The following is an 11,189-nucleotide window of genomic DNA, read 5'->3' as shown; positions in this document are numbered from 1 at the left end:
GGTCTCGACAGGCTCGACCCCCGCGCCGCTCAGCGAACGCTTGACCCGAACCACCGCGCGAGCGGTCCGGCCAGATCCGTCTGGTCCTCGCCGACCCACACCACGTGGCCGTCCGGCCGGAGCAGTACCGCCGGCACGTCCAGCTCCGCGCCGGGGTCGACGACGTGCACCACCCGGTCCGCCCACCCGGCCACGGAGAGGCCACCGGTCCGGTCGAGCAGCACCCCGCGGCCGTCGTGCATCCGCTCGTAGATGCGGCCCTGCTCCAGCTTGATGTCGGGCAGCCGCCGGCCGAGCACCTCGTGCCCCTCGCCGACGTCGTAGCGGATCCCTGTCGCCATGATCTTCTCGGTCAGGAGCCGGCTCACGTCCTCGATGTCCATCAGCTCGGTCAGCAGCCGGCGCACGGCCTGGGCGCCGGGCTCCAGGGACAGCAGCTCGCCCTGGGCGCGGGTGTTGTCGAGCACGTCGGCGGCCACGGGGCGGCGTTCGGCGTGGTAGCTGTCCAGCAGCCCCTCCGGCGCCCAGCCGTTGACCTCGGCAGCCAGCTTCCAGCCCAGGTTGAAAGCGTCCTGGACGCCGAGGTTGAGGCCTTGGCCACCGTACGGCGGGTGGACGTGCGCGGCGTCGCCCGCGAGCAGCACCCGGCCGACCCGGTAGCGGTCGGCCAGCCGGGTGGCGTCACCGAACCGGGACAGCCAGCGCGGTGAGTGCGCGCCGAAGTCGGTGCCGGCGAGCTTGCGCACCTGCTGCCTCAGCTCGTCCAGGGTCGGCGGCGTGGCCCGGTCCTCGGCGACCCCCTCCGCGGGTGCGCCGATGCGGAACAGCCCGTCCCCGATCGACATGGCGCCGAACTCCCGCTGGGACTTGCGCACCTCGGTGACCACGGCCTCCACCTCCTCGGGCGGGGTGGTCAGCTCCACCTCGCCGAGCAGCGTCTCGCGCCGGGCGGGCTCACCAGGGAAGCCGACGCCGAGGAGCTTGCGTACGGTGCTGCGGCCGCCGTCGCACCCGACGAGGTAGCGGGACCGCAGCTGCGTACCGTCCGCCAGCTCGGCGGTCACACCGTCGTCGTCCTGGCTGAGGCCGACCAGCTCGCAGCTCCGGCGGATCTCGATGCCGAGGCTGATGGCGTGCTCGGTCAGCAGGCGCTCCGTGGTGGGCTGCGGGATGCCGAGCACGTACGGATACGTGGTGTCGAGGCCGCCCGGCGTCGGCTTGCTGATGCCCGCGAAGAAGCCACCCACCGGGTACTGCTTGCCGAGCGGGAGGAACCGGTCCAGGAGCCCTCGCTGGTCCAGCACCTCGACGGTGCGGGCGTGCAGCCCCAGCCCGCGGACCACCTTGGTCGGCTCCGCCGCCTTGTCCAGGACGAGCACGCGCACGCCCTGCAGCCGCAGCTCGCTCGCCAGCATCACGCCGGCCGGCCCCCCGCCCACCACTGTCACATCGATCATCGGTTCCCCCGTCAGCATCGCGATATCCGCAGGCTCTGGCCTGAGCCGCCGATTCTCCGGTACGACGGGGGTCTTGCCGCAAGCCCCCCGGTGCGTTATAAGTTGAAGATGGGGGAGGGCATCGTTCTTCAGGCCGTGCCTGGTGCCCCCGGCAGCAGCTCGCCCAGGTCGAAGCCGACCGGCTCGTCCAGCTGCTCGTAGGTGCACGACGCCGGCTCGCGGTCCGGGCGCCAGCGCTTGAACTGCGCGGTGTGCCGGAACCGCATGTCCTCCATGTGGTCGTAGCCCACCTCGAGCACGCGCTCGGGACGCAGGGGAGTGAACGACAGGTCCTTGCCGGAGCTCCAGCGCGACTGCGCGCCGGGCAGCCGGTCGCCGGCCTCGCCGCTCGCGGGGTCGGTCCAGCCGTGCCACGGGTGCTCGTCCGCCGCCGGCGTGCCGGGCTCCACGACCAGGGGCGCCAGCTCCTCGACCAGCTCCGCGCGCCGGGCCGCCGAGAACGACGCGGCGACGCCGACGAACTGCAGCCGCGGACCGTCGTCGGACTCGTCCCACAGGCCCAGCAGCAGCGAGCCCAGCACCGGGGCCTCGGGCGTCGAGGTCTTGTGCAGCCGATAGCCCGCCAGGACGACGTCTGCCGTGCGGGTGTGCTTGATCTTCAGCATCGCGCGCTTGTTGGGGGCGTACGGGCCGTCGGCGGGCTTGGCGACGACGCCGTCGAGCCCCGCACCCTCGAACGAGCCGAACCAGTCCTGGGCCACCGCGGCGTCCAGCGTGCGGGGCGTGGCGAACACGAGCGGGCCCGTCAGCCCCAGCCCGTCCAGAGCCGTGAGCCGCTCGGTGAGCGGCCGGTCCATGAGCGACTCGTCGCCCAGCGCGAGGACGTCGAACACCACCAGCGCGGCGGGCGTCGTCTCGGCGAGCATGTTCACGCGCGACGCCGCCGGGTGGATGCGCTGGGACAGCAGCTCGAAGTTCAGGTGCGCCGCGCCGCCGTCCGGCGTCTGCGCGATGACTATCTCGCCGTCGACCACGCACCGCTCCGGGAGCGCCTCCCGGACCGCCGCGACGACGTCCGGGAAGTAGCGGTCCATCGGCTTGGTGTTCCGTGAGTCGATCCGGACCTCGTCGCCGTCGCGGTAGACGATGGCGCGGAAGCCGTCCCACTTCGGCTCGTAGACGTAGGCGGGACCGACGTCGGTCTCCGACTGGGCCGGGATCGACGCGACACTCTTGGCGAGCATCGGCCGGACCGGTGGCTGCACGGGCAGGTTGAGTGTGGTCACGGTACGAGCCTGCCTCAGCGCGGGACGTAGCGCAGGTAGACGGCGCCGTTCGCGAACGTCCGGGTGTCCACGAGGCGCAGGCTCAGCCGGGCGTCGGGCGGCATGGCGGGCAGGCCGCCGAGCTGCAGGTCGCGCACCAGCCGGGTCCGCGCGGACGTGACCGCCTCCTCGGGCAGGGACGACGACGCGACGACCTTCTCCACGCCCCGCCAGATCTCCGCGTACCGCGTCGTGTGCGGGTCGGGGCCCGGGTCGTGGGTCTCCGAGTAGACCATCGTCTCGTACATGCGCCGGCCGTGGACGTAGACGGCGACGTCCTCCTCGATCTGGTTGATGAACGCGAGCACCTCGTCCGTGGGCGTCGCCCAGCCGAACCTCCCGTCGGCGTCGACGGTGTACCCGTCGGCGGACATGTTCGCGAAGTAGCTCAGGGTTCCCATGCCCCTTCCGACGGCGCCGCGGGGCGGAACTCATCGGTCCGCACCAGTGTCGGGCCGCGCGTGCGAGCCGCTCCGGGCTGGGCCATCGTGGAGGGAACGGTGCTGATGGTGAACGGTCAGCCTGAGCGGGAGGAGCAGCCATGCCGAAGCGTGACCCAGGCCCGAGCGTCAAGGACAAGGAGCTCTACGAGAAGCTCCGCGACGACGGCAACTCCAAGGAGAAGTCGGCGCGGATCGCGAACGCCGCGGCAAACACGTCCCGCAAGAGCGTCGGCCGCAAGGGTGGCAAGTCGCCAGAATACGACGACTGGACGGCCGAGGACCTGCGCAAGCGCGCCGCCGAGATCGGCATCGAAGGCCGCTCCAAGATGCGCAAGGACGACCTCATCAAGGCCCTCCGGTCCCACTGACAACCCTCTGACCCCTTTGAGGTCTAAGTTGCTCCGCTCTGAACCCATTCAGAGCGGAGCAACTTAGACCTCAAAGGGCGCGGGGCGGCCGGAGGGGGAACAGGTCAGTCGGGGGCCGGGTCATTGGTCTTGTCCCGGTCCTTGTCGCGGCTGGGCTGGACGCGCTTGGGCTCGCCCGGCATCTTCGGGTACTCCGGCGGGTAGGGTAGGTCCTCGAGGCCGTCGGCCTCGTCCCGGGCCGCGAGCTCCAGGGCCGAGTCCAGCGAGCAGTCCAGCTCCGGGTCGCGGTCGGCGCGCAGCTCGGCGAACAGGTCGCCCCGCTCGGCGAACCGCGCAGGCGCCGACAGGACGTCGAAGTCGTCCGGGTGCACGTCGGCGACCTCGTCCCAGTCGAGCGGCATCGACACGGTGGCCTTCCCGTTGGCCCGGATCGAGTAGGCCGAGGCGATGGTGCGGTCCCTGGCCATCTGGTTGTAGTCGACGAAGATGGCCTCGCCCCGTTCCTCCTTCCACCACCGGGTGGTGACCTTGCCCGGCAGCCGGCGCTCCAGCTCCCGCCCGATCGCGATGGTCGCCCGCCGCGCCTGCGTGAACGTCCACCGGGGCTCGAGCGGTACGAACACGTGCAGCCCACGCCCGCCGGACGTCTTGGGATACCCGGTCAGGTTGAGCTCACCCAGCAGCTCCCGCAGGTGCGGGGCGACGGCTGCCGCGTCGTCGAAGTCGGTGCCCGGCTGCGGGTCGAGGTCGATCCGCAGCTGGTCGACCGACTCGACGTCGTCGCGCCGCACCGGCCACGGGTGGAAGGTGAGCGTGCCCATGTTGGCCGCCCAGGCCACCACCGCGGGCTCGGTCGGGCATACCTCGTCCGCCGTCCGGCCCGACGGGAACGCGATCGTCGCGGTCTCCACGTAGTCCGGCGCGCCCTTCGGGACACGTTTCTGATAGAAGCCGTCACCCTTCGGGTCGTCCGGCTTCGGCATCCGCGTCGCGAGGCGCGCACCCTCGTGCCAGCCCTTGGGCCAGCGCTCCAGCGTCGTCGGGCGGTGCAGGAGGGCGCCGGTGATGCCGTCGGACACGGCGACGAAGTACTCGACGACCTGCAGCTTGGTGATTCCACGGGGGAAGACGACGCGGTCCGGGCTCGTGACGCGCACGGTGCGGCCTGCGACGTCGAGCTCCACCGCCGGTGTCTTGGATGCGGCCATGCCCTAGAACCTAGCCCGCAAGCTGCTCCAGCGCTGCTGAAAGCGCCCGGTGCGCCGCTGGACGGCCCACCACCCGGACCCGCCGGTCGAGGATCCGCGTGGCGTGCCGCAGGTCCACCCCGCACTCGGCCAGGGCCACCAGGGTGGGTACGGCGGACGCCGTCGGCGCTGTGCAGGCGACGTCGAGAGTGGTCCGGACGAGCCCTGTCACCGGCACCCCCGCGAGCCGGACCGTGTCCCGCGCCAGACCGGGCGCCCGCCGTACGATCCGGCCCGGGCGCGGGGCGGGGCAGTGCGTGTCGGGGGAGTAGGCCAGCTCCACCGGCGCTCCGGCCGGCCAGGCCGGGGCGACGACGCCGTCGTACACGCCCGTGTGCACCCAGGCGGCAGTCGAGGCCGCAAGCACACACCGCACGGCGACGTCGTCCGCGAGCACCAGCGCACGGTGTCCCGAGCCGACCACCGCCGTCGCGGCCACGGCTACGCCGTCCCGCAGCTCGACCAGGGCACCTGCCCGCCGCAGGTCGGACCACGCCACCTGCCCACCCACGTGCGCAGGGGTCACGACCAGCCGCGCGGGCGCCGGACGAGGATCGAGGAGCGCGGCGAGAGAGGTGCCAGGGGACTGCATGGGGCAGAACCTACGCGCAACGGGCCCGGTCGCACAGTGCGACCGGGCCCGCTGTGGACAACTCCGGGGGCGTCAGCCCTTGGAGTCCTCCGCCGCCTTGACTACCTGCTCGAGCCACGAGCGACGGGCCGCGACCGCGGCCTCCAGCTCGGAGATCTTGCGCTTGTCGCCCTTGGCCTGAGCGGCCGCGAGGTCCGCTTCGAGGCCCTCGATGGCGGACTGGAGCTGCGCCGCGGCACCCTCGGCACGCGCACGCGTCTCCGGGTTGCTCCGCTTCCACTGCGCCTGGTCGGCGTCGCGGATCGCGGTCTCGACAACCCGCAGCCGGCCCTCGACACGCTGGATGTCGCCGCGAGGGACCTTGCCGGCCTCCTCCCACCGCTCCTGGATGTTGCGCAGCACGGCCTTGGCCTTGTTCAGGTCCTTGACCGGTACCAGCGCCTCAGCCTCGAGCAGCAGCTCCTCCTTGACCTTGAGGTTCTCGCCGTACTCCGCGTCGATGACGGCGTTCTCGGCGTCCCGTGCCTCGAAGAACCGGTCCTGCGCGGCCCGGAACCGGGCCCACAGGGCGTCGTCGTCCTTGCGCGACGCACGGCCCGCCGCCTTCCAGCGCGTCATGAGGTCGCGGTACGCACCCGCGGTGTAACCCCAGTCCGTGCTTGTGGCCAGCGACTCCGCCTCCGAGACCAGCTTCTCCTTCTCGATCTTGGCGCTGCTGTTGCGCTGCTCCAGGTCGGCGAAGAAGTGCCGGCGCTCGCGGTCGAACGCGGTGCGGGCGTGGCTGAACCGCTTCCAGAGCGATTCCTCCGTCGGGCGGTCGATACGCGGCCCGGAGCGCTGGGCTTCCTTCCAGCTGTCGAGCAGCAGACGCAGCTCCTCGCCGGCGGGGCGCCACTGCATCTTGCTCGGGTCGGTCGCCGCGATCTTCTCGGCGGACTCGACTATCGAGGTACGGGCGGCGACGGCCTCCGCCTTCGCGGCGGACCGGGCCTCCTCGAGTGCGGCCCGGCGCTCGGCGGCACGGCCGCGCAGGGTCTCGACGCGTGCCCGCAGGGCATCCAGGTCGCCGACGGCGGCCGGCTCGGCGGTCTCCTCGCCGAGCTTCTGGAGCGTCTGGTCGATCTCGCGCACCGACAGGTCGGCGCTGTCCAGGCGGGCCTCGAACAGGCCGACCTTCGCGGCGAGGTCGAGGTACCGGCGCACGTACAGCGCCAGCGCCTCCTCGGTGGTGACACCAGGGAACTGGCCGACGATGCGCTCACCCGCGGAGTCGCGGACGTACACGTTGCCATCGTCGTCCACGCGGCCGAACTTCTCCGCCTCGGCGTGCGCGGCGGCGTCGGCCACCGGCACCACGGGCGAGGGGGCGGCGGCCGGCGCAGCCTGTGCCGCAGCGGCCGACGGCGCGCCCGGCTTGGGCGGACGCGGCCTCGCGAGCGCGGCCGGCGACGGGATCGCGGCCGGCTTCGAGGGCGCGGGCTGGGCGGCAGGAGCCGGGGTCGGCGTCACCTCGGCAGGGGCTTCGGCCTCCGCCTGGGGAGCTTCCTCGACAGAAGCTTCCGCGACGGCAGCTTCTTCGACGGGAGCCTCTTCGACGGGAGCGTCCTCGACAGCGGCTTCCGCGACGGGGGCCTCTTCGACGGGAGCTTCCTCGACGGGAGCCTCTTCGACAGGAGCTTCCTCGACGGGAGCTTCCGCGACGGGAGCTTCCGCGACGGGAGCTTCCGCGACGGGAGCCTCCTCGACAGCGGCTTCCGCGACGGGAGCTTCCTCGGCAGGGGCCTCCTCAGCGGGGGCCTCGGTCGCGACCTCGGGAGCCGTCTCGACGACGGGCTCCTCGACGGGGGCGGCCGGAGCCGCCTCGGCGGCGTCCTCGGGTACCTCCACCTCGGCCGGCGCCTCGGTCACCTCTGCTGCCTCGCTCACCGCCTCGGCGGGAGATTCGGCTGCGGTCGGAGTCTCGGCCACGGGCTCGGCGGGCGCGTCCTGCTGGACGGGTTCTGCCGAGCGGGAAGTGGGTTCGCTCACTGGGTCTCAACTCCTTCGATGGTGACCGGGGTGACGGGCGCACCGTCAGGTGCGCCGCCCGCCGTTCCCGCGTCAGCGACTGCCTGGACGAAGTCCAAGCCAGATGTGATCGTGCCGAAGACCGTGTACCCGCCGACTGCGTCGGAAGGGATGGTCGATTCCTCGTAGACGAGGAAGAACTGGGAGCCCATGGACGCGGCGTCGCCGCCGCGGCGCGCCATCGCCACGGTACCCGCGGGGTAGACGTCGTTCTCCGGGGCGTTCTCGATCGGGCCGAACGAGTAGCCCGGGCTGCCGGATCCGGTGAACGTCGGGTCGCCGCACTGGAGCACGTGGATGCCCTCGGTGACGAGCCTGTGGCAGCCGGTGTCGTCGAAGTAGCCGCCCTGGGCGAGCGTGACGAAGTTGGCGACGGCCTGCGGGGCCTTCTGGCCGTCGAGCTCGAGGACGATGTCCGCTTCTGTGTCGCCCGAGCAAGCCTGCAGCGTGACCGTCCACGTGCGGTCCTCGGCGACCGACGGGTCGGCGAGCTCGTAGTCGTCGCGCGCCTCCTCGACACCCGCGGGGCAGGCGCCGGACGCCTCGGGCGCGTTGTCGTCGCTCGCGTTGTCGTTGATCAGCGCCGCGACCACGAACGCGCCTATCAGTGCGAGCACGGTGAAGAGCGCGACCAGGCCCCAGACGCGCTGCTTGTGGGCGCGCTTGACCGCCTGCCGCTGCGCTCGTTTCTCCGCCTGCCTGGCCTGCTGCGCGCGCTGCCGCTGCTTGCTGGACGCCACCGCGTTCCCTTCTCCGTGCTCTCTTGTGCTCGCCTCGACCCGGGGCTTGGCCACGCTGGACCGATTCACTGCCGGATCCGGGGCGAATCACCCCGTGCGGGGACAGTGTAGGCATCGGATGCCAGGACGTACTGTCTGAACCTTTTCACCGAGGGGTGAAGAGGGCCTGTCAGGGAGGGCGCCAGCCGCTAACGTGGGCTTCGTGGAGCTCCGTGTAGTGGTCGCACCCGTCTTCGGCACCAACTGCTGCGTCGTGTCCTCCGGCACCGACTGCGTGGTCGTCGACGCCGGCGCAGGAGTAGCCGACGCCGTCACGCGCCTGGTCGACGACGAAGGCCTCACCCCGCGCGCGGTCCTCGCCACGCACGGGCATGCCGACCACACGTGGGACGCGGGCGAGATCTGCGCACGGTACGAGATCCCGATGTACCTGCACGAGGCCGACGCCTACCGGATCGCCGACCCGTTCGGCACCCTCAGCCCCGCACTGGAGGCCGCGCTCGGACTGCACCGCGACGACTACCGCGCGCCCGCCGTCGTCGAAACGTTCACCACACCCGGCGGGTCCGCCGTGCTGACCTTCGGGCAGGTCATCCTGCACGCCCTGCACGCGCCCGGCCACACGGAGGGCTCCACCCTCTACCGCCCCGACGACACGGTGATCCTCACCGGAGACGTCCTGTTCGCCGGCTCCGTCGGCCGCACCGACCTGCACGGCGGCTCGGACCACGTGATGGGCGAGACGCTGCGTGAGGTGGTGCGCGGGCTGGACCCGGCGCTCGCCGTCGTGCCAGGGCACGGGCCTGCCACCACCGTGGCGCACGAGCTGGAGACCAACCCGTTCCTCGCCGCGGAACGTATATGAGGGCCTACGTCGACCAGCGCGCCGGGATGTCGGCGGCCGGCTCGTCGGCGGCGTGGACCTTCGACCTGGAGCACTGGGGCACCTGCGGCCAGGGACCCGACGACGCCGCGGCGCTGGCCGACCTCGGCATGCGGTGCGGCCTCGGCGCCATGGCAGTCGAGGCCGGGGCGCTCGAGGTCGCGGAGTGCGTGGACCGCGCGCGGACCGGGGACGAGACGGTGTTCGCCCGGGACCGGGTACCGGCGTCGGAGGCGGAACGAGAGACGACGCTCACGATCCTCGAGCACGCGCGGGCCAGGACCCTCGATCTGGTGCGCGCGGCGCCGCCCAGCGTGCTGGCACACCGCGACCCGGACCGCGTGCTGCCGCCCTACGCCTGGTGGCACACGGTGGGGCAGCTAGCGCTGCACATCGCGGACACCGAGTCGCGCTACTACCTGCCGATGCTCGGGCTCCCCGCGCGGGACCGGGCGAGCGACCTCGTGACCGAGCTCGAGGAGTCCGGCGCGCACGTGCGGCGCGTCGTGTCCCAGATGGCGCTGCACCTGGAGTCGTCGTCCGACCGGAACGGGAGCTGGACCAGCGTCAAGGTGCTGCGCCGGCTCGCGTGGCACGAACGCGGGGAGCTCGAGGTGCTCGACCGGCTGGTCGCGCACGCGCCTGTGGAAAGGCCGGGCTGACAGGGCTCCGCTCGTGGGAAGATCTGTGGCATGGCAAAGCCCACTCCTCTCTCCGGTTTCCCCGAATGGCTCCCTGACGGTCGCATCGTCGAGCAGCACGTCCTCGACACCCTGCGGCACACCTTCGAGCTGCACGGGTTCGCCGGGATCGAGACGCGGGCCGTGGAGCCGCTGGACCAGCTGCTGCGCAAGGGTGAGACCTCCAAGGAGGTCTATCTGCTGTCGCGGCTGCAGGAGGAGAACGGCCAGACCCCCGACAAGCAGCTCGGCCTGCACTTCGACCTGACCGTGCCGTTCGCGCGCTACGTGCTCGAGAACGCGGGCAAGCTCGCGTTCCCCCTGCGCCGGTACCAGATCCAGAAGGTCTGGCGCGGCGAGCGCCCCCAGGACGGCCGCTTCCGCGAGTTCATCCAGGCCGACATCGACGTCGTCGGGGCGGGCGAGCTCCCGTACCACTTCGAGGTCGAGGTGCCGCTCGTCATCGCTGAGGCTCTCGGCTCGCTGGCCGGGATCGGCCTGCCGCCGGTCCGCATCCTGGTGAACAACCGCAGGGTCGCCGAGGGCTTCTACCGGGGCATCGGCCTGGAGGACGTCGAGGGCGTGCTGCGCCAGATCGACAAGCTCGACAAGATCGGTCCCGAGAAGGTCTCCGGTCTGCTCGTCACTGAGTGCGGCGCCACGGAGGACCAGGCCAAGGCCTGCCTGGCGCTCGCGTCCATCTCCGGGTCGGACGTCGGGGTGATCGCCGAGGTCCGTGCCCTCGCCGAGTCGCACGGCGCGATGACGGAGCTGCTGGAGACCGGCCTGGGCGAGCTGGAGGCGCTGATCGCTGCGGCCTCGGAGCGTGCTCCGGGCGTGGTCGTGGCAGACCTCAAGATCGCGCGCGGGCTCGACTACTACACGGGCTCCGTCTACGAGACGGTGCTGGTCGGGCACGAGCAGCTCGGTTCGGTCTGCTCGGGCGGTCGCTACGACACGCTCGCCTCGGACGGCAGGAACACGTATCCGGGAGTCGGGTTGTCGATCGGCGTCTCGCGCCTGGTGTCGCGCCTCCTGTCCGCGGAGCTCGTACGGGCGACGCGTTCGGTGCCGTCCGCGGTGCTGGTCGCGGTGTCGTCCGAGGAGGATCGCGCGGTGTCCGACGCCGTGGCCACCGCGCTGCGGGCCCGCGACATCCCGGTCGAGGTGGCGCCGAGCGCTGCCAGGTTCGGCAAGCAGATCAAGTACGCCGACCGGCGCGGCATCCCGTTCGTGTGGTTCCCGGGCACCGCGGGGGAGGACGGCGTGGTGGGCGCCGACCAGGTCAAGGACATCCGCTCCGGCGAGCAGGTGGACGCCGACGCCGCGACGTGGGCGCCGTCCGACGCGGACCGCTGGCCGCAGGTCGTCCCGGTGTCGTGACCGC

The 11,189-nt window shown here is 72.1% G+C and carries 11 protein-coding genes; 4 read left to right on the top strand and 7 right to left on the bottom strand.

Features of this window, described 5'->3' with window-relative positions:
- Nucleotides 1–29: 29 nt before the first annotated feature.
- From rox to AB0F70_RS01400, 3 genes are all read right to left on the bottom strand, one after another.
- Nucleotides 30–1,457 carry a rifampin monooxygenase gene (rox, locus tag AB0F70_RS01410; RefSeq protein WP_357442696.1) on the bottom strand — a complete coding sequence of 476 codons (1,428 nt, stop codon included), beginning with the start codon at nucleotides 1,455–1,457 and terminating at the stop codon, nucleotides 30–32.
- 128 nt (nucleotides 1,458–1,585) lie between these two features.
- Complete coding sequence (locus tag AB0F70_RS01405; protein ID WP_357442694.1) at nucleotides 1,586–2,743, bottom strand: ATP-dependent DNA ligase; 1,158 nt, start codon at nucleotides 2,741–2,743, stop codon at nucleotides 1,586–1,588.
- A 14-nt stretch (nucleotides 2,744–2,757) separates the two neighbouring features.
- Nucleotides 2,758–3,183, bottom strand: a complete 426-nt coding sequence (locus tag AB0F70_RS01400; protein ID WP_357442692.1) for a hypothetical protein — start codon at nucleotides 3,181–3,183, stop codon at nucleotides 2,758–2,760.
- 140 nt (nucleotides 3,184–3,323) lie between these two features.
- Here AB0F70_RS01400 and AB0F70_RS01395 point away from each other — a divergent pair, with 140 nt between their 5' ends.
- Entirely contained in the window at nucleotides 3,324–3,593 is a 270-nt protein-coding gene (locus AB0F70_RS01395) for a Rho termination factor N-terminal domain-containing protein (protein ID WP_357442690.1), read from the top strand.
- A 104-nt stretch (nucleotides 3,594–3,697) separates the two neighbouring features.
- Here AB0F70_RS01395 and AB0F70_RS01390 read toward each other — a convergent pair whose 3' ends face one another.
- From AB0F70_RS01390 to AB0F70_RS01375, 4 genes are all read right to left on the bottom strand, one after another.
- Nucleotides 3,698–4,801, bottom strand: a complete 1,104-nt coding sequence (locus AB0F70_RS01390) for a DNA primase small subunit domain-containing protein (RefSeq protein ID WP_357442688.1) — start codon at nucleotides 4,799–4,801, stop codon at nucleotides 3,698–3,700.
- A 10-nt stretch (nucleotides 4,802–4,811) separates the two neighbouring features.
- Nucleotides 4,812–5,432, bottom strand: coding sequence for a hypothetical protein (locus AB0F70_RS01385; protein ID WP_357442686.1), 621 nt, complete (start codon nucleotides 5,430–5,432; stop codon nucleotides 4,812–4,814).
- Between the two features lie 72 nt (nucleotides 5,433–5,504).
- A complete protein-coding gene (locus AB0F70_RS01380) occupies nucleotides 5,505–7,460 on the bottom strand; it encodes a DUF349 domain-containing protein (protein ID WP_357442684.1) in 1,956 nt (651 codons plus the stop codon).
- Nucleotides 7,457–8,239 carry a peptidylprolyl isomerase gene (locus AB0F70_RS01375; protein ID WP_357442682.1) on the bottom strand — a complete coding sequence of 261 codons (783 nt, stop codon included), beginning with the start codon at nucleotides 8,237–8,239 and terminating at the stop codon, nucleotides 7,457–7,459. The genes AB0F70_RS01380 and AB0F70_RS01375 overlap by 4 nt, the downstream gene beginning before the upstream one ends.
- 202 nt (nucleotides 8,240–8,441) lie before the next feature.
- On the opposite strand from AB0F70_RS01375, the gene AB0F70_RS01370 reads away from it, so the two are divergent.
- Genes AB0F70_RS01370 through hisS form a run of 3 tightly spaced genes read left to right on the top strand, consistent with a single transcriptional unit; the run spans nucleotide 8,442 to nucleotide 11,185 of the window.
- Nucleotides 8,442–9,104, top strand: a complete 663-nt coding sequence (locus tag AB0F70_RS01370; protein ID WP_357442680.1) for an MBL fold metallo-hydrolase — start codon at nucleotides 8,442–8,444, stop codon at nucleotides 9,102–9,104.
- Complete coding sequence (locus tag AB0F70_RS01365; RefSeq protein ID WP_357442678.1) at nucleotides 9,101–9,784, top strand: DinB family protein; 684 nt, start codon at nucleotides 9,101–9,103, stop codon at nucleotides 9,782–9,784. The genes AB0F70_RS01370 and AB0F70_RS01365 overlap by 4 nt, the downstream gene beginning before the upstream one ends.
- A 30-nt stretch (nucleotides 9,785–9,814) precedes the next feature.
- The gene (gene hisS, locus AB0F70_RS01360) at nucleotides 9,815–11,185 is read left to right on the top strand and encodes a histidine--tRNA ligase (RefSeq protein ID WP_357442676.1); all 1,371 of its coding nucleotides are present in this window, start codon (nucleotides 9,815–9,817) and stop codon (nucleotides 11,183–11,185) included.
- Nucleotides 11,186–11,189: the final 4 nt, after the last annotated feature.

This window comes from Promicromonospora sp. NPDC023805 (assembly GCF_040639635.1).
Classification (GTDB): domain Bacteria; phylum Actinomycetota; class Actinomycetes; order Actinomycetales; family Cellulomonadaceae; genus Promicromonospora.
This window is presented reverse-complemented; position numbering and strand designations above follow the sequence as displayed.